Annotated in this window: 25 protein-coding genes; 11 read left to right on the top strand and 14 right to left on the bottom strand. The window is 62.2% G+C overall.

Features of this window, described 5'->3' with window-relative positions; genetic code table 11:
- Positions 1-12: 12 nt before the first annotated feature.
- From HWX91_RS33775 to HWX91_RS33745, 7 genes are all read right to left on the bottom strand, one after another.
- Positions 13-1,293, bottom strand: coding sequence for a dihydroorotase (locus HWX91_RS33775; RefSeq protein ID WP_028199858.1), 1,281 nt, complete (start codon positions 1,291-1,293; stop codon positions 13-15).
- 15 nt (positions 1,294-1,308) lie between these two features.
- The gene (locus HWX91_RS33770) at positions 1,309-2,334 is read right to left on the bottom strand and encodes an aspartate carbamoyltransferase catalytic subunit (RefSeq protein WP_028199859.1); all 1,026 of its coding nucleotides are present in this window, start codon (positions 2,332-2,334) and stop codon (positions 1,309-1,311) included.
- A gap of 57 nt (positions 2,335-2,391) precedes the next feature.
- On the bottom strand, positions 2,392-2,934 hold the full coding sequence (pyrR, locus tag HWX91_RS33765) for a bifunctional pyr operon transcriptional regulator/uracil phosphoribosyltransferase PyrR (RefSeq protein WP_028199860.1): 543 nt from the start codon (positions 2,932-2,934) through the stop codon (positions 2,392-2,394).
- On the bottom strand, positions 2,921-3,361 hold the full coding sequence (ruvX, locus tag HWX91_RS33760) for a Holliday junction resolvase RuvX (RefSeq protein WP_028199861.1): 441 nt from the start codon (positions 3,359-3,361) through the stop codon (positions 2,921-2,923). The genes pyrR and ruvX overlap by 14 nt, the downstream gene beginning before the upstream one ends.
- A 10-nt stretch (positions 3,362-3,371) precedes the next feature.
- Positions 3,372-3,950: a YqgE/AlgH family protein gene (locus HWX91_RS33755; RefSeq protein ID WP_025496512.1), complete on the bottom strand. Its 579-nt coding sequence runs from the start codon at positions 3,948-3,950 to the stop codon at positions 3,372-3,374.
- Positions 3,951-4,225: 275 nt separating this feature from the next.
- Positions 4,226-5,647 (bottom strand): FimL-related protein, encoded by a 1,422-nt coding sequence (locus tag HWX91_RS33750; RefSeq protein WP_028199862.1) that lies wholly within the window; start codon positions 5,645-5,647, stop codon positions 4,226-4,228.
- Positions 5,648-5,915: 268 nt separating this feature from the next.
- Positions 5,916-6,086: a rubredoxin gene (locus HWX91_RS33745; protein ID WP_006047743.1), complete on the bottom strand. Its 171-nt coding sequence runs from the start codon at positions 6,084-6,086 to the stop codon at positions 5,916-5,918.
- Positions 6,087-6,422: 336 nt separating this feature from the next.
- Between HWX91_RS33745 and HWX91_RS33740 the strand changes: the two genes are divergently transcribed.
- Positions 6,423-7,283, top strand: a complete 861-nt coding sequence (locus tag HWX91_RS33740; RefSeq protein ID WP_025496515.1) for a hydroxymethylpyrimidine/phosphomethylpyrimidine kinase — start codon at positions 6,423-6,425, stop codon at positions 7,281-7,283.
- A gap of 222 nt (positions 7,284-7,505) precedes the next feature.
- Entirely contained in the window at positions 7,506-8,177 is a 672-nt protein-coding gene (gene cysC, locus HWX91_RS33735; protein WP_042276854.1) for an adenylyl-sulfate kinase, read from the top strand.
- A gap of 142 nt (positions 8,178-8,319) precedes the next feature.
- Here the strand turns inward: cysC and groL are convergent, their stop codons facing one another.
- The 5 genes from groL to HWX91_RS33710 all read right to left on the bottom strand — a co-directional run bounded on the left by groL (position 8,320) and on the right by HWX91_RS33710 (position 12,664).
- Positions 8,320-9,960: a chaperonin GroEL gene (gene groL / locus HWX91_RS33730; RefSeq protein ID WP_025496517.1), complete on the bottom strand. Its 1,641-nt coding sequence runs from the start codon at positions 9,958-9,960 to the stop codon at positions 8,320-8,322.
- Between the two features lie 54 nt (positions 9,961-10,014).
- Positions 10,015-10,305 carry a co-chaperone GroES gene (gene groES, locus HWX91_RS33725; protein ID WP_025496518.1) on the bottom strand — a complete coding sequence of 97 codons (291 nt, stop codon included), beginning with the start codon at positions 10,303-10,305 and terminating at the stop codon, positions 10,015-10,017.
- A gap of 629 nt (positions 10,306-10,934) precedes the next feature.
- Positions 10,935-11,429 (bottom strand): hypothetical protein, encoded by a 495-nt coding sequence (locus HWX91_RS33720; protein WP_127837961.1) that lies wholly within the window; start codon positions 11,427-11,429, stop codon positions 10,935-10,937.
- A 123-nt stretch (positions 11,430-11,552) separates the two neighbouring features.
- Complete coding sequence (locus HWX91_RS33715) at positions 11,553-12,119, bottom strand: hypothetical protein (RefSeq protein WP_028199865.1); 567 nt, start codon at positions 12,117-12,119, stop codon at positions 11,553-11,555.
- A 131-nt stretch (positions 12,120-12,250) separates the two neighbouring features.
- Positions 12,251-12,664: a hypothetical protein gene (locus HWX91_RS33710; RefSeq protein ID WP_025496748.1), complete on the bottom strand. Its 414-nt coding sequence runs from the start codon at positions 12,662-12,664 to the stop codon at positions 12,251-12,253.
- Positions 12,665-12,937: 273 nt separating this feature from the next.
- On the opposite strand from HWX91_RS33710, the gene HWX91_RS33705 reads away from it, so the two are divergent.
- The 8 genes from HWX91_RS33705 (at position 12,938) to HWX91_RS33670 (ending at position 21,089) form a co-directional block, all read left to right on the top strand.
- Positions 12,938-13,138 (top strand): hypothetical protein, encoded by a 201-nt coding sequence (locus tag HWX91_RS33705; protein WP_028199866.1) that lies wholly within the window; start codon positions 12,938-12,940, stop codon positions 13,136-13,138.
- Positions 13,139-13,478: 340 nt separating this feature from the next.
- Positions 13,479-13,670: a hypothetical protein gene (locus HWX91_RS33700; protein ID WP_028199867.1), complete on the top strand. Its 192-nt coding sequence runs from the start codon at positions 13,479-13,481 to the stop codon at positions 13,668-13,670.
- 476 nt (positions 13,671-14,146) lie between these two features.
- Entirely contained in the window at positions 14,147-15,832 is a 1,686-nt protein-coding gene (locus HWX91_RS33695) for an alpha/beta fold hydrolase (RefSeq protein WP_162181310.1), read from the top strand.
- A gap of 181 nt (positions 15,833-16,013) precedes the next feature.
- Entirely contained in the window at positions 16,014-16,643 is a 630-nt protein-coding gene (locus tag HWX91_RS33690) for an SCO family protein (RefSeq protein ID WP_028199868.1), read from the top strand.
- A 25-nt stretch (positions 16,644-16,668) separates the two neighbouring features.
- Positions 16,669-18,627 (top strand): RICIN domain-containing protein, encoded by a 1,959-nt coding sequence (locus tag HWX91_RS33685; RefSeq protein WP_042276858.1) that lies wholly within the window; start codon positions 16,669-16,671, stop codon positions 18,625-18,627.
- Positions 18,627-19,082, top strand: coding sequence for a hypothetical protein (locus tag HWX91_RS33680; protein WP_028199870.1), 456 nt, complete (start codon positions 18,627-18,629; stop codon positions 19,080-19,082). The genes HWX91_RS33685 and HWX91_RS33680 overlap by 1 nt, the downstream gene beginning before the upstream one ends.
- A gap of 268 nt (positions 19,083-19,350) precedes the next feature.
- A complete protein-coding gene (locus HWX91_RS41000; RefSeq protein ID WP_081833231.1) occupies positions 19,351-19,959 on the top strand; it encodes a hypothetical protein in 609 nt (202 codons plus the stop codon).
- A 242-nt stretch (positions 19,960-20,201) separates the two neighbouring features.
- A complete protein-coding gene (locus HWX91_RS33670) occupies positions 20,202-21,089 on the top strand; it encodes a hypothetical protein (protein ID WP_244144173.1) in 888 nt (295 codons plus the stop codon).
- Between the two features lie 67 nt (positions 21,090-21,156).
- On the opposite strand, the gene HWX91_RS33665 is transcribed toward HWX91_RS33670, so the two are convergent.
- Both HWX91_RS33665 and HWX91_RS33660 read right to left on the bottom strand, forming a co-directional pair.
- Positions 21,157-22,239, bottom strand: a complete 1,083-nt coding sequence (locus tag HWX91_RS33665) for a glycosyltransferase (protein WP_025496234.1) — start codon at positions 22,237-22,239, stop codon at positions 21,157-21,159.
- A complete protein-coding gene (locus HWX91_RS33660; RefSeq protein WP_028199873.1) occupies positions 22,239-23,492 on the bottom strand; it encodes an oligosaccharide flippase family protein in 1,254 nt (417 codons plus the stop codon). Before HWX91_RS33660 ends, HWX91_RS33665 begins: the two co-directional genes overlap by 1 nt.
- A gap of 349 nt (positions 23,493-23,841) precedes the next feature.
- On the opposite strand from HWX91_RS33660, the gene HWX91_RS33655 reads away from it, so the two are divergent.
- Positions 23,842-25,032, top strand: coding sequence for a glycosyltransferase (locus HWX91_RS33655; protein ID WP_028199874.1), 1,191 nt, complete (start codon positions 23,842-23,844; stop codon positions 25,030-25,032).
- Positions 25,033-25,038: the final 6 nt, after the last annotated feature.

The raw sequence follows: 25,038 nt of genomic DNA, 5'->3' as shown, positions 1-25,038 counted from the left end.
TTGCCGCGGATATTAGTGCTGTTCGAATGCAACGTGACCGGACACGATGGTCGCCCGCACGCGCGCCGGCAATTCATAGCCGAGGAACGGCGTGTTGTGTCCCTGGCTCTTCAGTGCGCGCGGTTCGACACGCCAATATGCGTGGCGGTCGAACACACAAAGATCGGCGACCGAGCCCACGGCGATGCGGCCCGCCGCACCCAGCTTCAGCACCTCGGCCGGCGCCGTGGTGATGCGGTTCAGCGCCTTCGCCAACGGCACGCGCGCCTCGTCGGCCCACTTGACCGTCAGCGACAGGAACAATTCGAGCCCCGTCGCGCCAGGTGTGGCTTCGGCGAACGGCAGGAGTTTTTCGTCGTCGTCGACCGGCGTGTGGTCGGAGCAGATCGCGTCGATCGTGCCGTCGAGGAGACCCGCGCGTATCGCTTCGCGATCGCGCTGTTGGCGCAACGGCGGATCGAGCCGGAATTGCGCGTCGAAGTAGCCGATGTCGAGGTCGATCAGATGCACATGGTTCACGGTGACGTCGCACGACACCGGCAGGCCTTCGGCCTTGGCCGCACGCATCAATTCGATGCCCGCCGCCGAGGACACATGCGACAGATGCACCCGTGCCCCCGTCACGCGAACCAGTTCGAAGATCGTATGCAGCGCGATCGTCTCAGCCGACACCGGCACGCCCGACAATCCAAGCCGCGACGCCAGCGCGCCGCTCGCGGCCACGCCGCCCTTGCCGAGATACGCATCGACCGGGCGCAGCCACACCGTGAAGCCATAGGTCTTCGCGTACTGCAACGCGCGCATCAGCACCTGCGTGTCGACCACCGGCACATCGGCCTGCGAAAAGCCGATACAACCCGCTTCGGTCAATTCAACCATCTCGGTGATGACCTGGCCTTTCAGACCGACCGTCAACGCGCCGAGCGGATACACATGCGCCTGGTTCAGATTGCGCGCGCGGAACTTGAGCATCTCCACGAGGCCCGGTTCATCGAGCGTCGGATCGGTATCCGGCGGACACACGAGGCTCGTCACACCGCCCGCGAGCGCGGCGGCCATTTCCGATTCGAGCGTCGCCTTGTGTTCGTAGCCCGGTTCGCGCAAGCGCGCGGACAGGTCGACCAGACCCGGCGTAATCGAGAGGCCTTTGGCATCGATCGTCTTTTCGGCACTGAAATCAGCGGGCGCGTTGCCAATGGCAACGATCTTGCCCGCCGCGATAAAAATGTCCTGCTGCCGTTCGGTGCCCGCTGCCGGATCGATCAGCGTGCCACCCTGAATATGAATCTTCATGCGCTGCCTTATTTTTTAGTCGTGGTTGCCGGCGACAATGCCCATCACCGCCATGCGCACCGCGATACCGAACGTCACCTGGTTCAGGATCACCGATTGCGGGCCGTCGGCCACCTGCGAATCGATTTCGACGCCGCGGTTCATCGGACCCGGGTGCATCACGATCGCGTCGGGTTTGGCAAGCGCAAGGCGCTCCGGCGTCAACCCCCAGCTCTTGAAGTACTCCTGTGCCGACGGCAGCAGCGCGCCGCTCATTCGCTCGTTTTGCAGACGCAGCATGATGATCACGTCGACGTCTTTCAGGCCTTCGTCGAGGTTATGGAAGACGCGCACGCCCATCTGCTCCAGGCCACCCGGCAACAGCGTGCGCGGACCGATTGCGCGCACTTCCGGCACGCCGAGCGTGGTCAGTGCATGAATGTCCGAACGCGCGACCCGCGAATGCAGAATGTCGCCGACAATCGCCACGCGCAGATTCGTGAAATCCTTCTTGTAGTGGCGGATCGTGTACATGTCGAGCAGACCCTGGGTCGGGTGTGCGTGACGGCCGTCGCCGGCGTTGATCACATGCACGTGCGGCGCGCAGTGCTGCGCGATCAGATACGGTGCGCCGCTCGACGCATGACGCACGACGAACATATCGGCATGCATCGCCGAGAGGTTATTGATCGTATCGAGCAGCGACTCGCCTTTGCTCGTCGACGAAGCATTGATGTTCAGATTCAGCACGTCCGCGGATAAACGCGTCGCGGCGATTTCGAAGGTCGTGCGTGTGCGCGTCGAGTTCTCGAAGAACAGATTGAATACCGATTTGCCGCGCAACAGCGGCACTTTCTTCACTTCGCGATCGGTCACGCTGACGAACTGGTCGGCGGTATCGAGAATGTGATTGACGATCGCCTTCGGCAAGCCTTCGATCGACAACAGATGTTTGAGCTCGCCGTTTTTCGTGAGCTGCGGATTGCCCTTCAGAAAGCCGTAACGGAAGCGCTCGGTGGCGCCGTCGGCTGAATCCTGGGAGGCCTGGGTGGCGGTGTTCATGGTGTACCTGCTTATTGCTCAATGCGGCTCAATGCGGCTCGATGCGCAAAGCCGCGTTCAATCGACGCGGGCTTCGGTGTGAAAGGTGAAACGCTGATTGCCGTGCGCGCCGCCCTCTTCGCGGCTCAGCACGAGCGTCGTCTCGGCGGGCACTTGCACCACCCCGCCGACGAAGCGGGCCGCCACCGGCAACTCGCGTCCGCCGCGATCCGCCAGCACCGCCAGTTCGACCGATGCCGGCCGGCCGTAGTCGTACAGTTCGTTCAGTGCCGCGCGAATCGTGCGGCCGGTGTATAGCACGTCGTCCACCAGCACGATGCGGCGCTTGTCCACGGAAAACGGCAATGAGGTCGGGCTCGCCTGCGAGTGCAAGCCTTTTTTCGCGTAATCGTCACGATGCAGCGCGACATTCACTACGCCGAAGCTGGGCACGTGCAGGTCGCGCGCGAGACGCTCGGCGAGCCACGCGCCGCCACTGTAAATACCGGCCAGCACGGCGCCTTCCGCACTGTCTTGGCCGGCGCCGAGCCTGTCGCCATAGGCAGCACGAATCTGCTCGAGCAAAGCGCTGTACAGCGCTTCGGCGTCAATGGAACTCATGATCGTCGGAAAGTCCGTCTAGATATTGCTGGAGAATAATGCTGGCGGCTTCGGCGTCCAGCATGTCGGCGCGGCCGTTGCCGGCGCGAATTACCGCCTTCGCTTCGACTGACGAATAGCGCTCGTCGATCCACGTTACCGGCAGATTGAAGCGGCCATTCAGTTGATTGCCGAAGCGCTTCGCGAGTTGGGTCATTTCGTGCGGCGTGCCGTCCGGGTGCATCGGCAAGCCGACCACCAGCGCGTCCGGCTTCCACTCGGCAATCAGCTTGCCGATCGCCTCGAAACGGTATTCGCGGCTGCGGTTCTGCACGATCACGAGCGCCCGTGCGCTGCGGGTGAGCGAGTTGCCCACCGCCACGCCGATCCGCTTTTCACCATAGTCGAACGCAAGCAGCGTCGCCTCACGTCCGGCCGGCGGACTCATACGTTACCTTTCATGCGTGACCTGCTTCGCCCGACAGCATCGACAGCGAAATACCGAGCAGCGCGAGCGCGGCTTCCAGGCGTTGTTCGGCGGGCACGTCGAAAACGATTTTCGGGTCGGCTTCAACCGTGAGCCAGCCGTTCTTGGAAATCTCTTCCTCGAGTTGACCCGCGGCCCAGCCGGCATGACCGAGCGTGAGCAGGAAGCGTTCCGGACCGGTACCGCTCGCGACGGCTTCGAGCACGTCTTTCGAGGTGGTCATTTCAAGGCCGCCCGGTACCGACATGGATGACGTATACGCATTGCCGTCTTTCGGATCGTGCAGCACGAAGCCACGCTCGGTTTGCACCGGGCCACCGAAATACACGGGCACATGAAGAAGGGGTTCGATCTCGAGCTTGAGATCGATGCGACTGAAGAGCGCTTCAAGATCGATATCGGTCGGCCGGTTGATCACGAGGCCGAGCGCACCGCGCTCACTGTGATCGCAAAGGTAGACCACCGTTCCTGAAAACGTGGGATCGGCCATGCTCGGCATGGCGATCAGGAACTGGTTGGTCAGATTGATGCGATCGGTACTCTTGGACATAGTTCGAATTTTAGCAAAGACGATGCAGGATGGCTGGCTTTGGGCGCTGGAGCGCAACATGCGCGATGAAGAGCGCCGCGAGCCATCGACGGCGAATCAAGTTGCACTCTATCACGCACGCAGGCCTTGTCCACGGTGCGTTAGCGGTGTTTTGCGACACGCGGGGCGCGCGCCGCCGGGTCCGAACCTTGCTCCCCGCGGCGGCCGGCTGAGGGTGTCTGCCGGCGCGCGGGACAGGTTGCCAATTGCGCCGATTGCGCCAATTGCGCGGCCGCTCAGGCGCCGCCCTGCTCGATCGCGCGCGTCAACGCGGCCAGCGCGGTGTTGCTGCCGGTCGGCGCGACGCCGGCGGCGACTTTGTGCAACATCGCGCGCAACGCCTCGGCAGCCTGCTCGAGCGTGCTCGCCGCAGGCGCTCCGACGATGACGTGCGAGCGCACCGCCGGCGTGGAAACGCCGGCATGCGCGCGGCGGCGCCACGCCAGCCCGAGCGCGTCGGCTACTAGCGCCACGTGGCCCAAGCCCAGCGCGCATGCGGCAGCGCCGAGCCGGTAGGCGGCATCGCCCGCCTGCAGCGCTTCGCTCGGATCGGCTTTCTCGGGCTGATCGGCCGCGCGGGCGTGTTCGGTCAGCGCCGAAATCGACGCATCCGCCGTCTGCAGGAAATCTTCGTAAGCGTGCGCGTTGACGGTCAGCACACCCAGTTCGCGCGTCAGCGAACTGCGAGTCGCGCTGATTGCTTGCGCCTGCACGGCGCCCGCCTCCCAGAGCATTTCGGAAGCCTGCGTACCGGCGACGTGCCAATCGACCGTCAGGCCGTAGTCGTGCAGCACTTCGACCTGATCGGCATCTTCCGCTGCAGCGCCGAATAGCGCGTAGTCGCGCCACAGCAGCGCCAGCGTCGCGCGCACCAGCGAACGCGGCGCACGCTCGATGCCGCGCGCGTGATCGGCCAGCGTGAGATTGCAGCGCGCATAGAAGCGCCGCGCGTCGGCTTCTCCGGCAGCACGGCCGCTGACGCGCAGCGCCTTCGCGCACGCTTTGGCGAGACGCCAGAAATCGTAGGAATCCGGGCCGGCGAGTTCGGACAGGACTGCGTCCAGTTCGTCGAGCGCGGCATTGGTGAACGCCAGCGCGGCGCCGCTGTTGTCGGGCTGCGCGCGCAACACGGGCAGCAGCGCGCGCTCGTAGCGCGCCCGCAAATGAGCCAGTTGATCAGCGGGCTGGGCGTGCAGCGACACCGGCGGTATCGGACGTGAGGTCAGCGCGAGGTCTTCGAACGCGGCGGTTGAACCCGGCGTGTGCTCCGACAGATGGGTGCAGAGCGCGCGATAGTGCCTGAACAGAGTGGGCGAACAGGACAGCTCGTGCAGATTGTGACGCTCGAGCGCCGCGCGGAAATCGCGCAACGCCGCACCGAACACGGACCGCGCGTTGTCCGCGTCAGCCGGGTTCGCCGGACTCCCCTCGTCGGCCAAAGGCGAAAGCCGCACCAGCGCGTCCGCGAAGCGCTGCGCGCTCAGCCAGCCTGCCTCGCGCAACGCGTGCGACGCACGCAATAACGCCGAGGTGCTCTCGCTGTGTTGCTCGAACGCCAGCAGCGCCTCGGCCAGCGCCAGCTCTGCGGAACGGACAGCGCCGCCGCGCGGATTGGGCAAGGCATCGAAGGAATCAGGTGCAGCGGATCGAAGAGTCATGGGCTAGCGACAGGAAGCTGACGGGCCGCCGCCCGGCGCTGCACGAGAGACTGATCGGCTAACGCGCGAACTGGCGACAGAACAATGACAGACTACCGCTGCGACACGGTGCAACCGGGGACGTTCCGCATCGACGCGTTGGGGCGGCGTTCCGAACGCACGAATCTCGTTCGATCCGGGCGGCGCCGTCTGCAAAGCGCTGCGCGGCAGACGCACGACTGGCGCCCAGTCAGACAACGCCGGGCACCGCCGTTTACCCTCTCGGATCTCAGATCTGGACCATCTCGAAGTCTTCCTTGCGCGCTCCGCATTCCGGACAGGTCCAGTTGATGGGAACGTCCTCCCAACGAGTGCCCGGCGCAATGCCTTCGTCCGGCAAACCGGCTTCTTCGTCGTAAATCCAGCCGCAAATCAGGCACATCCAGCTTTGATATTCCATTCTTGTGTCGCGTCGTAGAGTCCGTGGAAACGGGAGCCATGATGGTACCGTGTTGCCGCCCCAATGCCTAGCAATCAGAAACGCGCAAATCGCAGCGTGCGACGGCCTTCGGCGATGCCGGGCGGGTCGCTACGTGGCACGCTTGCGGCGTAGTGCCACTGCACGATCGATTCGTCCCTGCGCCTGGATTTGCCGTCTGTTCGCCAGATAGCGGCTGCCGGCTTGCAGCAGGACATCGAAGAATGCGAAAAAACGCCTTCATGACAGTTTAGGCCGCATAATTGAGCCGATTGCGCACCGTCTGCGCCTAAATACAGCCCCTTTTTGCAAATTTTCATGCCCAGCGATACGCCTCCGATCGTCCTCACCTTCGGCCTTTCCGATCCCACCGGCGGCTCCGGCCTGCAAGCCGACCTGATGACGCTTGCCAGCATGGGTTGCCATGGCGTCTCCGTACTCACCGGCTATACCGTGCGCGACTCGGCAAGCTGCGACGAAGTCACCGGGCTCGACCCTGAAGTAGTCGCGACCCAGGCCCGGATGCTGCTCGAAGATATGCCGATCGCCGCGTTCAAGGTCGGCGCATGCACGCGTGCGGAAGTGGTGAGCGCGATTGCCGAAGTGGTCGCCGATTACGACGACATCCCGCTGATCCTTGCCCCCGACTTCACGCTCGACGACGAACACGTGCTCGCCGCCGACGAACTGCGCGAAGCGATTGCCGACCTGCTCGCACCGCAAACCACCTTGCTGGTCGCCGATTCGGCCACGCTGCTCGCGCTCGCCCAACCGGACGGCGACGCCGAGGCGCCGAGCCTCGACGCAGCGATCTCGCATTTGCTGTCACAAGGTTGTGAATACATTCTGTCGACGGAAACCGGCACGCACCGGCTCGTCAATACGCTGTTCAGCGAAGACGGCCAACTGCGCCAGGACATGTGGGACCGCGGCAGTCACAGGATCATGGGCATCACGGACACGCTCGGTTCCGCGATTGCTGCCCTGCTGGCCAACGGTCAGGAACCGGCCGAAGCCGTGCGCGAAGCACAGGAGTACCTGTATCAGGCAGTGCGCAGCGCATTTCGGCCGGGAATGGGCGCGTATATGCCGGATCGCTTCTTCTGGGCCCGCAGCAGCGACGACGATACACCGCCGGCAGCGGGTAAAGACGCGGCGCCGGGTGAGGCACGTCATTAATATTCGACGCGAGGCATGAGCGGCAAGCGCATGGCGAGCATTACAGCCATAACCTGGCAGCACCCATGAAAAACCCGCATTTCTGCGGGTTTTTTTCTTTTTGAACAATCCTCTGGCCGCCCTTTCGGGCGCAAACCCACTTTCAAACTTGTAATCAAACGTTACAACGAACGTTTTATCATCAGGTTAGACTTTCGATTCGTAATTCTGTCATATAGCTCTATGTCGTCGCCGACACCCATTCCCTTACCAGCCGGTGCTCCTGACGACTCCCGCGCCTTCCTGCAACGCAGCCACGGCGAAGTTACCAGCCGCGACAGGATGCAAATGTTCCGCCACAAGCCGGTTACGATCTGGCTGACGGGATTGTCCGGGGCGGGCAAATCAACCATCGCTTTCGAACTCGAGCAGCAGCTCGCAGCGCTAGGCCACGCGTGCTATGTTCTCGACGGCGACAATGTCCGCCACGGCTTGGCAAGCGATCTTGGCTTCGACAGCAAAGACCGGCGGGAAAATATTCGCCGGGTGGCGCACGTGGCGCAATTGATGAACGACGCGGGCTTGATCGTCATTACGGCTCTGATCTCGCCGATTCGCGAAGACCGGTCAATGGCGCGCGAAATCATCGGGCCCGGCAATTTCATCGAAACCTACCTGTCGGCCTCTGTCGACGCTTGCGCCCGCCGGGATCCAAAAGGTCTTTATGCCAAAGCCTGGAATGGCGAGATTCCGTCATTCACCGGGGTATCTGCCCCCTATGAAGTCCCGAGCGATCCTGAACTGAAGATAGACACCACAACGCTGACGCCGGCCGAAAGCGTGGGAAAACTGTTCGCCTACTTGCACGACAACTGCCTGACGGATCCCTGCTGCGCAGCGCGCAAGGAATATTGAGCGCTCCTCAGAGCAGTTCACCGTTCGCCCCAAAAGCAAAAACCCGCATTTCTGCGGGTTTTTGCTTTTGAGAAGCACGCCTCGCGACGCACTTCCCCATGTGTTTCGAACTGGACCTCTCATGAGAGAGGCCCAACCGAAATTACATGTCCATGCCCATGCCGCCCATGCCGCCGGGCATACCGCCGGGCATCGGAGCATCTTCCTTCGGCAGTTCGCAAACAGCTGCGTCGGTGGTCAACAGCAGGCCAGCGACCGAAGCTGCGTTTTGCAGCGCCGTACGCGTAACCTTCGTCGGGTCCACGACACCTGCGTCAACCAGGTCGACGTACTCGCCGGTTGCTGCGTTGTAGCCGTAGTTGCCCTTGCCTGCTGCAACTGCTGCCACCACGACGCTGGCTTCTTCGCCGCCGTTCGTGACGATCTGGCGCAGCGGTTCTTCCATTGCGCGCAGAACGATCTTGATACCTGCGTCTTGATCAGCATTCGCGCCCTTCAGGCCAGCGATTGCCGTGCGAGCGCGGATCAGTGCGACGCCGCCGCCAGCCACGATGCCTTCTTCCACAGCTGCGCGCGTTGCGTGCAGTGCGTCTTCGACACGTGCCTTCTTTTCCTTCATTTCGACTTCGGTCGCAGCGCCGACCTTGATCACTGCAACGCCGCCTGCCAGCTTGGCAACGCGTTCTTGCAGCTTTTCACGGTCGTAGTCCGACGTAGCTTCTTCGATTTGCGTGCGAACTTGCTTCACACGCGCTTCGATGTTTGCTGCTTCGCCAGCGCCGTCGATGATCGTCGTGTTTTCCTTGCCCACTTCGATACGCTTCGCTTGACCCAGTTCGGCCAGCGTTGCCTTTTCGAGCGTCAGGCCGGTTTCTTCAGCGATAACTTGACCGCCCGTCAGGATCGCGATGTCTTCCAGCATGGCCTTACGACGATCGCCGAAGCCCGGAGCCTTGACAGCAACAGTCTTCAGGATGCCGCGAATGTTGTTCACCACCAGCGTTGCCAGTGCTTCGCCTTCGACGTCTTCTGCGATGATCAGCAGCGGACGGCCAGCCTTGGCGACTTGTTCCAGAACCGGGAGGAGGTCACGAATGTTCGAGACCTTCTTGTCGTGCAGCAGCACGAACGGGTTGTCCAGAACAGCAACTTGCTTGTCCGGGTTGTTGATGAAGTACGGCGACAGGTAGCCGCGGTCGAATTGCATACCTTCGACAACGTCCAGCTCGTCTTGCAGCGACTTGCCGTCTTCAACCGTGATGACGCCTTCCTTGCCGACCTTGTCCATTGCTTCAGCGATACGGTCGCCGATCGACGAGTCGCTGTTTGCCGAAATCGCGCCAACTTGAGCGATTTCCTTGTTGGTCGTGCACGGCTTGCTGATCTTGCGCAGTTCTTCGATCGCGGCCGTCACAGCCTTGTCGATACCACGCTTCAGGTCCATCGGGTTCATGCCCGATGCAACGTATTTCATGCCTTCGCGGACGATCGACTGAGCCAGGACCGTTGCGGTCGTGGTGCCGTCACCTGCGTTGTCGCTGGTCTTGGAAGCAACTTCCTTGACCATTTGCGCGCCCATGTTCTGGAGCTTGTCTTTCAGTTCGATTTCTTTCGCGACCGAAACACCATCCTTCGTGACCGTCGGGCCGCCGAAGCTGCGTTCCAGGACAACGTTGCGACCCTTCGGGCCCAGCGTGACCTTCACAGCGTTCGCGAGGATGTTCACGCCTTCAACCATCTTGGCACGGGCGGAATCACCGAATACGACGTCTTTAGCTGCCATCTTCTAACTCCTTGAATTCTTGGGATATAACCGGGTAAGTAGCGAGTTACTCGCTTACTTCTGCACCACGGCCATGATGTCTTCTTCGCGCATCACGAGCAGTTCGCTGCCGTCGACCTTAACGGTCTGGCCTGCGTACTTGCCGAACAGGACGCGGTCACCAACCTTCACGTCGAGTGCGATTTGTGCACCCTTATCGTCACGCTTGCCCGGGCCGACTGCCAGGATTTCGCCTTGATCCGGCTTTTCCGCTGCGGCTTCGGGGATCACGATGCCCGACGCAGTCTTGGTTTCTTGATCCAGACGTTTGACGATCACGCGATCATGCAAAGGACGAAGGTTCATACATACTCCTCTCTTGATTGAGACTGAAGAACGCTGAGAAAACCCGGCTGGCTAAGCCAACCGGCGATGTTGTTAGCACTCTCGTGCAGCGAGTGCTAATTATATGGACGGGTGGTGACAAATTCAAGAAGGGATGTGGAGATCGATGCTGCGATTGTCGAGATTCGTTTAAGGTCGAATTTTGTTCGCTGCCGTTTGACCTCGCGCGTTGCGTCCGGATCAACATCACGGCGGGGGAATCTGCTGCCAAAACAATGGGTTGACAGAAAGCGAGTTGATTCGCGGGGCCGCGCGGGCAGCATAGCGGCGCGCTCTGTCTGATGGCTTGTGCCGGGGAAGGTGCTGGCGATTTACCTTTGCTCCAGGGAAAACCCCGAGTCGATGGGACGCCGACTGCGCGCGGTTCGCATGTACCAGCTGTCGGGTGAATACCGCGAGATTGTCAGGACGGTTCCTGATGGGGGGCTTCCAAGTACTGCACCGAGCCCTGCAGACGTCAGCCCTCGCGGCAGGCCGCGAACGGATAGCGCACCGGTGTCTGGAAGACCAAAGCGCCTCGGCACCTCCAGACTATTCATCCCGCATTCAGACTCGACTACGGACCCATCCAGGGGCGGCAGCTCGCCAGCCTACCGAAATTTAATGCACGTCAGTCCTGTCTGACGGGGTCTCACCGCGGTCACCCTAACAGGCTTGAGCGGTTGCCCTTCGCCATCAAGTTCAAAGACGCCGACGGCGCATTGCCGCTGCGGTGCATGCACAAGCAATCCGACGAACGAGCTACTCGGGTCGGACGGTTTGGCCCCTTCCTCGGCGATCAGCAAATAGTGCGCATCTTTCTGCGGCGTAAAGGTCGCGGGCATCATACAGGCGTTCTGCTCGTAAGAGATCACAAGCGGACTGCCCGGCACGACTTTCACCGGCACTGCGCCCGGGCTGCCGTCGACAGATGTTTTTCCCGTGTAGCAGCCCTTTTCATTCAATGTCAGGAGATAGACTCCAGCGCCCTGAATGCGGAGGTCCGCGGCGGGCTCCGAGTCTTTTGGAAAGGGATACGGATGGCCGACGGAGGTACAGCCTGCGAGAAGAGCAAATGCGCAAGCGATAGTTATTCTGGACTTCATGACTTTCTTTTCTAACGTGGAGAAACTATCTGGCCAGTGAGCCCACGAGCGCCTGTTGCACCTGCAAGGACACTCGCGACGTACGTCGCTCGACGCAATTTGCGCTCACTGACCGACGCCCGCTTACTCGGCCTTCGCGGCACTCGCCGGATCGGTTTGAGCCGTCGGCTCGGAAGCCGAGGCATCCTTCGGCGGCGCTTCTTCCTTGATCTCAAAGGACGGGTCGCGCACCCAACGGCTCAGATCCTTGCTGATCACAATGGTCGTGCGATCGAGAATCGAACAGCTTCCCTTGAACGCACCCCACATGCCGCCCACCGACCAGCGGTTAATCTTCGTGTGACGGATGACCTTGCCGTCCTCAAGCAGATCCGCACTCACCGTCGTAGCCTTGGGGCCGCTCCATGCGCCGCCGCCGACGCCCAATACGTGAGTGATCTGCAATCTGAGAATCTTCGCGCCGCCCGCGTCGGTTTGCGACGCGATGGTGCCGTCGCCCGTCTTGTTGATGCGGCGAAGTGCGTCGCCAACATGGCGTGTCAGCATGTCTTCAATGTGGCATTCGTTCTTGATCTGATCGACGACGCTAGCGTCCGGTGCGTAGGTGACTGGGGTTTCCAGTAAAACCTGACTGGCGGCGAAGGCAGAGGTTGTTGAGAAAAACAGTGCGGTGAAGAGAAGTTTTTTCATAGCGTGGCGTTTTCTAGTTTTTTGCTTTGGTGTGGATCATTGGATCGTGCGCAGCACCGAATGCATCCATCGCCGCGAGTGCGGGGACTATCGCCTCACGACGTCGCCTGGCGAATGGATTCGCGCGTACTTCATTCGAAGCTGAAGCGGAGGTCCTTGACGATCTGTTCATTACCCCACTTGAACGAACAGACGCGAGCTACCTCGACGCTGACTGTTTTCGATCCCGCGGTCTGCTTTTCACTGACAGGCAAACAGCCGCCCTGAATGGTCACAGTCGGTGCGCCTTGGTTCGACAGCGGGAATTCGACGCCTGCGTCCTCGGGAATGGTGTGAGTGAGCGAGACGTTTTCGATGTAGTCGTCGGGCGCCGAAAGAATCACGGCGTTGTCGACCGATAGCGTGTAGTAGTCGTGCTGGAACGGCACCTCAGTGATACATATTCTCGAGGTGTGCTGACCGAAAGTTTGTGTCTGGCATTTTGGTGCTGCCGCGAATGCTGGCAGTGCGCCAAGCAGGAGGGAAAGCGTGAAGATTTTTTTCATATGGGCGGCGTTTCAGGGAAATGATGGTGTACGCCGGCGAAGACATGGTGTTTCGACCGGAATCTTCCCATCGTCTTACCGTGTCCCGCGCTGCTTCCCCGTGCGCTGCTGATCACTCCCGCTTTCCCAAAACCGTAGGTTGCGGTTTCGTTTGGTGGATTCGCTCAGCGCACGCGGCTGTGCAGTTTACGGCATTCGTACGATGAATAACGGCCGAAGCGTAGTGTTCTTTAGTATTGGTCGGCGATATTTTTCAATCACATTTCGCTTTCGATGATCCGCAATAGCCAACCAGCCGGGGAAATCCGCGCCGACCTCGGTGCTGCGCATCTTGCCGCGCTCTTTCATCACCTCTATCCGGGCGCGCTGATGCATTGGCTGGCCCTGCCGGACCTGGAACTGCGCCGCGAATTCGCCTTTGCGACCAATGTCTTCCTGCAAAGCAGCGCCCGCCTGCCGAACGAAGAAAAATAGGAATCCAGATGAAACTCCTCGCGTCGACCTAAGGCACCGAAGGCGACACGCCTACGTAATCGGGATTCGGCAGCACGGTCGGATTCGACGGGAAAGCGGTGCTGAATGCCTTCATAGACGCTGCGCAAGGGCTCCGCGTGCTTCTGTATCCAGGGTGGCCCGGCACGCCCAACGATATGACGCTGCCCGACAATTTCTTCATCATCGAAGAGACGCCCCATCAATGGCTGTTTTCGCGGACCTAGCTCGTTATCCATCATGGCGGCAACGGCACTGCCGCGCAGGAGGGCGATCGGTCGTATCGCCTTTCGCAGGGGACCAGTTCTTCTGGGCGCATCAAATGAAACGCCTCGGCGTAGCGGGCGACTCAGTATCGACGCGCAAGCTGGAGCGCGACAAGCTCAAGCAGGCAATCAGCTTTGCGCAGCGTGCAGAGATCATGCCACGCGCCTCTGCGCGGGGAAAACGAATGGCGCGGGAAAACGGCACAGCAACCGCCGTTGCGGAGATAGAGACGCTCTTCCGCCCATGATTCATCGAACCCTGCGGCAATGGGCACAACTCAGCGGAGCGCATCGCTCATCGTGTTGAAATAGAGAATGTTTTCACCGTAGTTCAAGAAGCGAATCCGCGGCGCCACCGTTCAACGAAACCAAAAATATTCTGCGCATCGAATGATGTACAGCGCATAACTAAAAATCGCACATAGGGTCCGCTATCCGTTCGAAGGCTTAATGACGGCTTTCATTTCGCCCTCCGCCGGCTACGTGCGCAAACGCACCGACAACACCCACTCCGATATCGCGTAATAACGGCAAATTCCAAGTCTTAAAACCAAAGCACGGCGAAGCATTGGAAAAGACCTCCGCGGCGAATGCCGTGACTCGCCGCAAGGATAGAGAGACGAATAAAGTGGACTTCAAAATGCATCCTGTCGATTTCGGCGGACATTTCGGTTGGCTTTACGAGCCAGTGTCACGGCCTGACAAAACCAGGCAATTAGGGATCGTGCTCTGTGGCCCCCTCGGCCATGAAGCTTTATGGCTGCATCAAACCATCCGCTCGCTCGCCGACCGTCTCGCGGACCAGGGATTTGCAGTACTCAGATTCGACTACGCCGGCACCGGCGACTCCGTCGATACCGGCAAGCTCGTCGAACCGGACAAATGGGTAGACGAAGCGATCGAAGCCGTGGATTTCCTTCGACGAACAACGGGCATCGAACGCGTCGCGCTGGTCGGGGTCCGCTTTGGCGCGATGGTTGCCGCGCAGGCTGCGCGCGCGGCACGCGTCGATACGGTGGCGCTCATCGCACCCGTCGTGGTTGGACGGCAGTTCGTGCGAGAAATGGATGTGCTGCAGCGCACGTGGCTCGACAAGACGGCCCGCCACGTGGCCAGCTATACCGAGCCTGCCGACGCATTCGATGTGCTGGGGCATCGCTTCAGCCGCGCCGCCATCGAAGCCGTCGGCAAATACGATTTGCGCCGGGTTACAGCGGTGCCCGCGAGCAACCTGTTGATCGTTCACGCCGGCAGTCAGGGTCCCAGTTACGAGCTGGCGAACCTGTACAGCAAGCTTGGCGCAAAGGTCGATTCCCTGCCGTTTCCCGAATACCCTGAGGCGATGCAGCCCTCATGGCTGGCCGTGCTGCCTCGCGCAACATTGAGTTCGGTCGAAGCATGGTTCGTCCGCGAAGGAGCACGCTTGCCCGCGCCGTTTCAGCCCGCTTCATTCGACGCAGTGGCGTCCTTAAAACCTTCGCGGCGAGCGGTCGGTCTGGACGGCATTGTCGAGACGCCGGTCGAGCTTGCCGATGGGCGCATATTCGCCATGCTGTGCGAACCGGCCGGCCGTTCGGAACGCTCACCGCTAGTTGTCATCGCCAACACTGCGGCAACGCATCATGTCGGCGACGGCCGGTTTAACGTTGAACTCGCCCGTTCGCTGGCACAAGCGGGCATCGCATCGCTGCGACTCGATGCAGACGGCATTGGCGATAGCCGCGGTGCGGGGACAGTTGCGAACCCGTCCTTGCTCAGTTACGACCAGCTCGCCGCCGATACGTCGCTGGCGGTCGACTGGGCCGTCGACCGAGGGCATCCGCGCGTCGCCGTCTTCGGGATCTGTTCAGGTGCCTATTTGGGGCTTCATGCAGCCACGAAAAACCCGGCCGTCGCAGCCCTCCTGCTGGTCAATCTCCAGGGTTTCGAATTTCCGGTCGGCTTCAGAATGTGCGACGCCGCAAAGATCGGCGCCGGATCAACGCGCGCCCATTTCCGCGCCATGCTGCGCGCGCAAAAATGGTCGCAGGTTCTACGCGGCGAGGTCAGCTTGCGGCCGGTGCTGCGAACGCTGTCCCGCTATGCCATCGACACGGTCGTGAATGCCGTCGCATCATTGACCGGCGACGCGAACGGCAGCGCGGTGAACAAGGGCTCGCGCGCCCGGCGGCGCATGATGGATCTCGACAAGCGCGGCGTCCGGGTGCGGCTACTCTTCAGTCCGCTGGACCACGGCCTTGACGAACTACGCCTGCACTTCGGCCGTGGCGGACGCCGGCTCAACAAGCTGGCGCACGCCAGCGCGATGGTGATTCCGAACATGGACCACGAAGTGTTGAATCCCGCGGCACGCCAGCGAGTTGCCGCGTTGTGCGAGACATTTTTCACCCAGGCGCTCGCACCAAAATAAGTGTGACCGGGCGCACAAACGCATGTAATTCGCCACCCCGCGCACGCCGCCATCAGCTATCTTTTTTTAGTGGGTTCCAGGAGATTGCACTCACCTGCAGCGGTAACGTGTGAGCGGCACAGCGTCTCCCTTCGTCAGACATTCGCAGAGACTGCAGCCAGGGCTTGATTCAACAAATAAAATGAACACGCGCCCCCATTCCATCGAACACACGTCGGGTCGAACCCTGACTCGACGCGCCGTGCTGCGCGGCATGGCATCGGCCGCGCTGGCCGCGATGTCGCCTCGCTTATACGCGCAACATGTGCAGATGGGCGTCGTCAATCCGCCCGTTCAACTCGACGATGCGTGGTTGATCGACCAGACCGGCAGGAAGCAACGTTTGAACGACTTGCTGAGTCAGCACGTGACCGCACTGCAGACGATCTACACCGGTTGCAGTTCGGTATGCCCGCTGCAAGGCGCACTGTTCACTGCGGTGCAGGACCGGCTGCCGCATATCCGCGCAAATCATCCGGTTCAATTGCTGTCGATCGGCATCGATCCGCTTTCCGATTCGCCCGCCGCCCTGCATGAATGGTTGATGCGTTTTCAGGCGGGCCCCGCCTGGAATGCGGCAACGCCGACATTGGGCGATGTCGACCGGATACGCACGGCGCTCTCGGGCAGCCGCTTGCCACTCGGGAACATCGCCGATCACGCAACCCAGATTTACTGCTTCGATGCGAGCGCAAAGTTGCGCTGGCGTAGTGCCGACCTTCCGCGTGCAGACGAAATCTGCGATGTGCTCAACGCGCTGGGACGAGTGTAGTCCGACGTTCAAGGATACCGAGGCCATGGCACGCATTCTTTCCGCAAGAACCATCATCCGGTCGCTCAACAGCGGCGTGAAGGCCCTGTTGCTGATCGCGTTGGCGTCGGCCTTCGCGACACTATCCGGACTCGCCCAGGCGCAAACGTCAGCCTCGATCGCACTGACGGGTTCGAGCTTTTGCGCGGACGTCGACTCGCAGTCGCTAACGCCGGGCGCCGCGGTCCTTACCTGGACCTGCAATGGCGGCGCCAACCAGAGCTGGCTGCCATCGGCTTCGGGAAGTCAGTACACCCTGCTTAATCAGAACAGCAATCTGTGCATGGACGTGTCGGGCGCCAGCAAGGCCGCGGGCGCCCCGGTCATTCAGTGGACCTGCAATGGCGGCACGAACCAAAGCTTCACGTTGAAGGCGCAGGGCAGCGGTTACGCGATCGTCGCGGTGCACAGCGGCATGTGCCTCGCCGCGGCGAGCCAGACCAACCAGGGGGCCCAGGTCCTGCAGCAGGTGTGCAACGGCAGTGCGTTGCAAACCTGGCAGGTCAACGGCCTGCCTCGCGCGGCACTGATTTCCAAGTGGACCGCGCCGATCACGCTGCCAATTATTCCCGTAGCGGCCGCCAATCTGCCCGACGGGACCGTGCTGGTCTGGTCCGCCGACAGTCCGTTGAATTTCACAGCGGGTGAAGTCACGCCGGGCAAAACATACACGGCGATTTTCAATCCCGCCACGAACACCAGCAAACAGGTGGTGGTCACCAACACCGGCCACGACATGTTCTGCCCGGGCATCGTCAATCTGCCGGACGGCCGCATCTATGTGACAGGCGGCTCCAGCAGCGACTTGACCAGTTTCTACACGCCTTCGACCCATGCGTGGACTTCAGGCAACCCGATGAACATTCCGCGTGCCTACCAGGGCAGCGTCACGTTGAGCAACGGCGGCGTGTTCCTGGTGGGTGGCTCATGGAATGGCCCATTGGGCGGCAAGACCGGCGAAACATGGACGTCGGGCTCGGGATGGCAAGTCAATAGCGCGATACTCGACGACTACATCCTCACGAACGACGCGGGCGGCATATTCCGTGCCGACAATCACGCGTGGTTGTTCGCGGTCTCCAATGGCCGTGTCTTCCACGCGGGGCCGAGCAAGGCGATGCACTGGTTCGATACGGCGGGCGCCGGCAGCGTGATCCAGGCCGGCAATCGGGGCAACGACAACGATGCGATGAACGGCAACGCCGTCATGTATGACATCGGCAAGATCCTCGCGGTCGGCGGTGCGCCAAGCTACGACTCCTCCCCCGCCACGTCGAACGCGACGCTCATCGATATCAGCAGCGGCACCGCGGTCACCACCGCGATCCGCTCGATGAACTATCAGCGCGCCTTCAACAACAGTGTCGTGCTGCCGAATGGACAGGTCGTCGTGGTGGGCGGCCAGACCTTCGCGCAACCTTTCTCGGACGACACCGCGGTGTTGACGCCGGAGTTGTGGGACCCGACTAAACAAACCTTCTCGCCGCTTGCTCCGCAAGCCGTGCCGCGCGTTTATCACAGCGTTGCGCTGCTGCTGCCGGATGGTCGCGTGCTAAGCGGCGGTGGCGGACTCTGCGGCACCTGTTCGACCAACCACCCCAACGTCGAAATACTGACCCCGCCGTATCTGCTCAACGCGAACGGGTCCGCGGCAACCCGGCCGACCATCAGTTCGGCGCCGACCGTGGCTCAACTCGGTACGTCGATCGCGGTGAGCGCCAGTAGCGGCGTCAAGGCATTCGCGCTGATGCGCCTGTCGTCCGTCACCCATTCGATCAACAACGAGCAGCGCCGCGTGCCGGTAAGTTTCACAGTCGGCACGGGAGGCGAATACCTGTTGACCATCCCCTCGGATCCGAGTGTCGTGGTGCCAGGGTACTACATGCTCTTCGCGTTGAACGCGAACGGTGTGCCGAGCGTGTCGCGCACGCTGCAGATCCAGTAATGGCGTCGCCGTCCCGACGCCCGGCGGCACGCGTGTCGATCGGCCTCGTACTGGCCGCGGCGGCGTTGCTTGTCAACGCAACCCAGGTGGCTCATGCCGCTGAGCCGTGCGAGGCCGACGACCTGGGATGCGCGATCTTCAATGGGCAGCATGCGCTCGCGGCGCAACTGCGCGGCGACGATCGCACGCTGCCCGCCTCGACAACCCGATGCATCAACTGCCATGCCCAAACCGATCCGGCGGGAGCCTTCGCGCCACCGCTGACGCGCGACTATCTGCTTGACGCGACAAGCCGGCGAGGCGGCCCGCCCAGCCATTACGACCTCGCGAGCTTCTGCCACGCGCTCAAGGAGGGGGTCGATCCGGCCGGCGTCGTGCTGCGCAAGTCGATGCCTCACTATCAGGTCTCCGATGCCGAGTGCACGGCGCTCTGGCGTTTCATCACAAATCGTTAGGTAGCCTATGAACCGGAAAACCAGGTATTTCCCCTGGCCCTCTGCACTATTTCTCGCCGCTTTGGTTCGGGATGTCGTGATTCGACTGCAGGATGGCGTTTTCACGCGCTATGCGAAGCACTCCGAAAGCAATGCGCGGTGTTACGCTGAAGCAAGAAGCCTTCGCGGCAGTGCGCCGCCGTTCAGCGACAGAGTCAGCACCTACGAGAACGTACCGCGAAGCGCCATTGCCGGCGAACGGCGAAACATCGCTGCGGGAGCGACTGCGATGGAATTCAAAACATATATAGCGTTGTTAATCTGGGTGTTTAGCAGTGCTGCTTTCGCATGGCAGCCGCTCACCTATCCAATCCGAAGCCAAAGCGCCTACCAGCGCAGCGTCGACACGGCGATGTGTTATGCCCAGGCGAACAGAGAGTCCAAGGTCAACATCGCCCACGAATCGCAGTTGCCACCGCGTCAACCTGTTGCGACCAGGACTTCGTCGACCGGCGCGCCGTCGCGGCCCCCTATTCCTCCCAGCAGCTTTTCGGCAGCCCCGTTTGGCGCCAGCATGCCTGCCGCCGCACCGGCCGCAAGCGGAGCCACGGCGACCACCGCAAACAACGCCGCAGCGATGAAGTCCGCGAGCGCACCCGCCGCGTCGGCAGCGGCAACGGCAACCACTGCGGCATCGGCAGCGGCAACCACCGCGGCGGCTTCGGCGGCGGTCGCAGGCAACGGCGCTTCGGAAACAGTAGCCGGCGGCGCTTCGGAGAGCGCAGCGGCGTCCAGCGTGAAGCTGCCGCCGCTGCCCGCGCCCGAGCCGCCGATGACCCGGTATTGGGCCGTGTATAGCGCATGCATGCAGGCGCGAGGGTATGTCGTCGCACAGTAACCCCGCGAGTCCGCCAGCAGGCCTCGTTGCCGTACGGTGTACTTTTTTGATGCCGGCGCTGGCATTTGGCGCCCGTTTTCGACATGGCAATGCTTAGCGACATTACCTCCGATGAGCACGATTCCCCCCGATGCAGGCACTGCGGTGCGCTGCTAGCCGACCGCTTTACGCCCTGTCCTTCGTGCAATGCGCGTCCGCTCGACTCGCTGGGCAGGCCCTCCGCGACGCCAGCTCCCCTTAAAATGCAGCTGGCCGATAGCGACGCGCTGTTCGGGCCACAGTTGCCGGTACGCAAGATCTGGCGGACTTCCTCGCGCGCACTGGTCAATCCGTACGATGTCGCCGAAGAATCGCAAGTTGCCGTACCGGTCGCCCAGAAACTGCGCCGCCCTCTTGTGATGGGCGCGTCATTGATGGTGGTGACGTCCGCTGTGTATCTGGGTTTCATTCACACCAACGACGGGGAAATCAGTCCCCCAATCGCGGTATCCGGCAAAGTGACCGGCCAGAACGGCAAGCCGCCGGCCGGAGCGCTTGTTCTCGCCCAGCGGTCCGCGCCGCGGTCCGCCGCGCAGCAGCCGGCATCGGCCGCACTCGCTGCGCGCGCCGCGCCTGTCCGTTCCCCACCTGGTGCGCAACCGGCTACGGCTGCAGCTACAGCAGCGCCGGCTGCACGTCGTGTCGTGGCGGTCGCATCGCCGGCTGCGAAGCACAATCCCGGCAGCCCGCCGGACAAGCCTCGCGTGGATGTCTCGAGGCAGCTCAGAGCCGCCCGCGCCAATCTGCAGCAAAACAATCTGGCCGCGACCAAGGCGAGGCTCGCGGCGGCCATCGCCGCACAGCCGGACAATCGCGACGCGCTGAGCATTCGCACCACGCTCGTCCAACGTGAGCAGCAACGCGACGCGCTGCTGAGCCTGGCGCGCGGCTGCGGCTATATCGCACGGTGGGGATGCGCCTGGCACAACGCCGCTAACGCGCTGCTGCTCGATTCGAGCAGCAAGGAAGCACAGAATCTCGCCTCGGTTGCGATGCGCGAATCCGAACTGGCGAGCGCAATGCCGCCGACGTCTCCCGCGCAGGAGACGCCGGCGCCCGAAGACCGCACCCCCATCATCAGCCATCACTGACTGTGATGTGCCACGGCGGCCATCGCCTGCCATGCGCGCGACGCGGGCTTTAGCGTTTTCGAGCCCGCTAGCGAACCGACACCGCCAGATGATGCCGGCTGACCTGCTGCGCGATCGCCCGATAGCGGGCCGCGGTATCCCTGAGCGTCAGACCGGTAAGCGAGCGTTGCGCTCGCGCCTGCCCCAAGGCCACGACCACGGCATCCGCATAGCACGGCACATTGTCCGTATCGACCAGTTGCACACCGGCAAATCCGCTTGCGAATGCAAACGACGGAATCTTGCTCGCGACGATCGGGATCCCCGAGGCCAGCGCTTCGAGAAACGCCACGCTATGCCCCTCGGAACGCGACGGCATGACGAACACGTTCGACTCCGACAACACGCTCGCCACGTCGGTACGCGGGCCGGCCACCACGACGCGGCCAGTTAGCCCCAACGCCTCCACCTGTTGGATAACCGCGCGCTGATACTCCGGATCCTCGACGACGCCGTACAGCACCAGGCGCGCGTCGGCCACGCGCTCGACCACCTGACCAAACGCGCGCACCGTCAGGAGTTGATTTTTCACCGATGCATAGCGCCCGATCTGCACGACCTGAGGCGCCCGGCCGCTACGCCCGGCGCCGTCGGTGAACGCGAAGCGGCCGAGGTCGACGCCGTTGGGCACCACGGTCATCGACGGATGTGGCCCGATGGCCTGCACGTAGTCGGTCACGCCTTGCTGGGACACACCGATCACCACGCGTGCGCGTCCCGACAGAATGTGCTCGACGCGCCGGAACAGCGGCCGCTCGAAGTCGTTAGTCGCCGAATGCATGACGTAGACGACCGGCACGCGCAGCGGTAACGCACGCGCATAAAACGACGGAATCGTGGCATGCGCGAAAATCACATCGGGGCGAAACCGCCGCACCGCGAGAAACAGCGTCCATAGCTTGCCGGCGATGCGATTGCGCCGCGCCGGAAACCAGCATTGCACGCCGTGCTCCTGCAACTCTTCCTGTAAAGGCACGAATTCGGCATGCGCGGGCAACAGCGAAGCCATACAGACCGCCATACCCTCGGCGCTCTGATCGATCGCGAGATCCTTCGCGAGAACTTCGGCGCCGGACAGACGCGGCGCGAGAACCAGATGTAACACGCGCATCATGGCGTCCTTGCAGTCAGCGTCCTGAACAGCATCCATGCCGCAGCGCAGCCGAGGCCCGCGGTCATGGACCAGGCGATGCCCGTCACGCCCCACCAATGAACCGCCGGCGGCACGCTGACCAGCAGCACGACCACCTGAATCAGCGACGCATGCACCGTCGCCTTCGCGTCGCCCACCGCGCGCAGATACGCAACCAGCACGGCGATCAACGCGCCGATCGCCATATTGATCACCAGAATTCTGAACAGCGGCACCGCCGGCAGCCAGGCCGCGCCGAGGATCAGCGAGAAGAGCGGTTCAGCGACCAGCCTCAGCACCTCGACGAAGACCGCCAGCCCGATCGCGATCAGGAACAGATAGATCTTGATGAGCCGGGCGGCCGACTGCGGACTGCGGCGATGATGTGCCGAAAAAGTTGGGAAAAGGTATTGCGACATGGCGATCGCGGCGTCGGCGAGCAGCATCTGCGCAAGCCGCGACGACATCTGGTAGCCGCCGAGTTGTGCCGGGCCGAGCAGTTTGCCAACCACCACTTTATCGAACTGGTTCAGCAGCAGATTGACCACACTGCTGGCCCAGATCCAGCGGCTGAAGCCCACGTAATGACCGATGCCGGACCATACCGCGCGAATCGGCGGGCGCGGTTTCATGGTCGACCAGGTCAGGATGCTTTTCAGGCTTTCGCCCGCCACCAGTCCGATCAGCACCGAAATCGCCCCGGCGCCGAAATAGGCCAGTGCCAATCCGACCGAACAATCTACAAACGACGCCGCAATCTCGACGCCGGCAATATGCTGGAAACGCCGCTCGCGCTGCACCACGTAGTACGTGGGCGATGCCAGGCCGCGCAACAGCGGCAGCAACGCGGCCAACTGGATCAGCACCAGCGAACCGTTCAGATGAAACTGACTGCTCAACAAGGGCGCGAGCGCCACCAGCAGCAGTGAGATGAGCACGCCGCGCGCGGTCAGCGTGGTCCACACCGCGCCGAGTTGCGAACGCGTCGGCGGATGCTCGCCTTGAATGACCGCCTGCGCAAGACCGGTGTCCGAAAGCGCCTCGGCAATCGCCACCGCGAGCAAGGCCACGCTCACGCTGCCGATCGCCGCCGGCCCGAGCATCCGGCCAATTGCAAGAAACTTGATTGCCACAAGTCCACGCACGGCAAACTGCTGCAACAACACCCACGTTGCCGCGCTCGCGCCGAAGCTGGCCGCTATCGAGAGCGCCGGAAGCCTGATCGCCCGCAAGCTGTATCTCCGTCGAATCGGAGCGCCGTTTAGTCGGCCGCACACAGCGATTCAATGCATCGCTGCGAAACGCCGCCGGCGCATAAATAGTTAGGTCGCGCCAGCAAGCCGGCGAGTTTTTCATCGAATTCCATGTACGACCTTACCGCGAGAGAATCGGCGACAACCGCCATCTGCTAGGCCAGTTCAGCCGAAGCCATTGCGCCCTGGTACGTTGACCCACAGAACGGGTCAAATAGACGGAGCCACGCATGTCGTCGATGCTAACGTTGATCAAATGGCGCGCTCCGGGCACCCGTCGCGAAGGCGCTTTTCACAACGCATTCGACCACTGAAGACCCCTGAATCGATGGAACAAGATTACGTCCTGATTGTGGAACCCAACCTCACGGGCCATCGCTGGCGCTATGTCGAATGGACCATGCAGGCCTGCACGGAAGCCGGCTATCCCTGCATCCTCGCCACCGAGTCCGCCAACGAGGATCATCGGCTCGCGAGGCAAATCGCCGCCGCGAACCGTGCGGATCTGCAGATCGCCTTCGTCGACCCCGAGGAGGAGCCACGCGGGTTGTTGCGCCAGTCGAACCAGTATTCGCGCTTTCACCGCTATTTCAAGCGTGTGCACCGAGTGGTCAGCCACGCCCAGCCGATCAGGCTGGTGGTCGTGCCTTACGCCGATTATTTCTTCTACGGGTTGCCGTTTCTCGGCTCGCCTTTTCGCAAGACACCGTGGATCGGCATCACGATGCGTTCGACCTTCCATCATCACAAGGTCGGCATCAAGTCGCCGGACCGACCGCTCGTGAATGCGGTCAAGGCGCTCCTTTTCAAACGCGCGATCCAGTGTCCCGGCTTGCGCACGCTGTTGACGATCGATCCGACGCTGCCGGAGTGGGCGGCACACCACGCCGCGAAGAACAGCGCGGCAATCGCCTACGTAGCGGACCCGTTTCCCGATGAGCACGCGGAAAACCCGGTACTGGCCCGTGCGCGGCTCGGGCTCGACCCTGAGCAGCGCTATCTGCTGGTGTACGGCTCGATCACCGAACGCAAAGGCATCTACGAACTGGTGCACGCATTGAGCCGCATGGACCATGCGCCCACGCTGATCGTCGCCGGCGAGCAGGACGCGGGCACGCGCCATTTCATGCGCAATCATGTGCGCAGCCTCAAGCCCGCGCCGCTGGTCCTCGATTCGTTCATTGCCAACGACGTCGAACGCGATCTGTTCTCCGCCTGCGACGCGGTCTGGCTGGGCTACAAGGGTCACTACGGAATGAGCGGCGTGCTGGTGCAGGCCTATCGCTTCGGCAAGCCGGTGATTGCAACGGAAGACGGTCTGATCGGCTGGTTCAGCCGGCGCTGCGAACTGGGGCCGATTCTGAGCGACCTCAGTTCCGCCTCGATCGGCCGCGCGATTACCGAATCGATGACGTCCTGGCCGCACGCGCCGCACACCGGAGCGGCAGCAGGCGAAGACCTGCTGTCGCGGCACACGCTCGGGCAGTTCAAGCAGACCTTGCTGCAGCAGATGGCCTGAGGCCCG

This window comes from Paraburkholderia fungorum, from assembly GCF_902833645.1.
GTDB lineage: Bacteria > Pseudomonadota > Gammaproteobacteria > Burkholderiales > Burkholderiaceae > Paraburkholderia > Paraburkholderia fungorum.
The sequence above is the reverse complement of the archived record's forward strand: the minus strand, read 5'-3'. Positions and strand labels throughout refer to the sequence as shown.

What these genes read in the sequence shown, in the direction of transcription:
- HWX91_RS33775 (WP_028199858.1), bottom strand. Translation starts at nt 1,293, where the DNA reads ATGAAGATTCATATTCAGGGTGGCACGCTGATCGATCCGGCAGCGGGC.
- HWX91_RS33770 (WP_028199859.1), bottom strand. Translation starts at nt 2,334, where the DNA reads ATGAACACCGCCACCCAGGCCTCCCAGGATTCAGCCGACGGCGCCACC.
- pyrR (WP_028199860.1), bottom strand. Translation starts at nt 2,934, where the DNA reads ATGAGTTCCATTGACGCCGAAGCGCTGTACAGCGCTTTGCTCGAGCAG.
- ruvX (WP_028199861.1), bottom strand. Translation starts at nt 3,361, where the DNA reads ATGAGTCCGCCGGCCGGACGTGAGGCGACGCTGCTTGCGTTCGACTAT.
- HWX91_RS33755 (WP_025496512.1), bottom strand. Translation starts at nt 3,950, where the DNA reads ATGTCCAAGAGTACCGATCGCATCAATCTGACCAACCAGTTCCTGATC.
- HWX91_RS33750 (WP_028199862.1), bottom strand. Translation starts at nt 5,647, where the DNA reads ATGACTCTTCGATCCGCTGCACCTGATTCCTTCGATGCCTTGCCCAAT.
- HWX91_RS33745 (WP_006047743.1), bottom strand. Translation starts at nt 6,086, where the DNA reads ATGGAATATCAAAGCTGGATGTGCCTGATTTGCGGCTGGATTTACGAC.
- HWX91_RS33740 (WP_025496515.1), top strand. Translation starts at nt 6,423, where the DNA reads ATGCCCAGCGATACGCCTCCGATCGTCCTCACCTTCGGCCTTTCCGAT.
- cysC (WP_042276854.1), top strand. Translation starts at nt 7,506, where the DNA reads ATGTCGTCGCCGACACCCATTCCCTTACCAGCCGGTGCTCCTGACGAC.
- groL (WP_025496517.1), bottom strand. Translation starts at nt 9,960, where the DNA reads ATGGCAGCTAAAGACGTCGTATTCGGTGATTCCGCCCGTGCCAAGATG.
- groES (WP_025496518.1), bottom strand. Translation starts at nt 10,305, where the DNA reads ATGAACCTTCGTCCTTTGCATGATCGCGTGATCGTCAAACGTCTGGAT.
- HWX91_RS33720 (WP_127837961.1), bottom strand. Translation starts at nt 11,429, where the DNA reads ATGAAGTCCAGAATAACTATCGCTTGCGCATTTGCTCTTCTCGCAGGC.
- HWX91_RS33715 (WP_028199865.1), bottom strand. Translation starts at nt 12,119, where the DNA reads ATGAAAAAACTTCTCTTCACCGCACTGTTTTTCTCAACAACCTCTGCC.
- HWX91_RS33710 (WP_025496748.1), bottom strand. Translation starts at nt 12,664, where the DNA reads ATGAAAAAAATCTTCACGCTTTCCCTCCTGCTTGGCGCACTGCCAGCA.
- HWX91_RS33705 (WP_028199866.1), top strand. Translation starts at nt 12,938, where the DNA reads ATGATCCGCAATAGCCAACCAGCCGGGGAAATCCGCGCCGACCTCGGT.
- HWX91_RS33700 (WP_028199867.1), top strand. Translation starts at nt 13,479, where the DNA reads ATGAAACGCCTCGGCGTAGCGGGCGACTCAGTATCGACGCGCAAGCTG.
- HWX91_RS33690 (WP_028199868.1), top strand. Translation starts at nt 16,014, where the DNA reads ATGAACACGCGCCCCCATTCCATCGAACACACGTCGGGTCGAACCCTG.
- HWX91_RS33685 (WP_042276858.1), top strand. Translation starts at nt 16,669, where the DNA reads ATGGCACGCATTCTTTCCGCAAGAACCATCATCCGGTCGCTCAACAGC.
- HWX91_RS33680 (WP_028199870.1), top strand. Translation starts at nt 18,627, where the DNA reads ATGGCGTCGCCGTCCCGACGCCCGGCGGCACGCGTGTCGATCGGCCTC.
- HWX91_RS41000 (WP_081833231.1), top strand. Translation starts at nt 19,351, where the DNA reads ATGGAATTCAAAACATATATAGCGTTGTTAATCTGGGTGTTTAGCAGT.
- HWX91_RS33670 (WP_244144173.1), top strand. Translation starts at nt 20,202, where the DNA reads ATGCAGCTGGCCGATAGCGACGCGCTGTTCGGGCCACAGTTGCCGGTA.
- HWX91_RS33665 (WP_025496234.1), bottom strand. Translation starts at nt 22,239, where the DNA reads ATGCGCGTGTTACATCTGGTTCTCGCGCCGCGTCTGTCCGGCGCCGAA.
- HWX91_RS33655 (WP_028199874.1), top strand. Translation starts at nt 23,842, where the DNA reads ATGGAACAAGATTACGTCCTGATTGTGGAACCCAACCTCACGGGCCAT.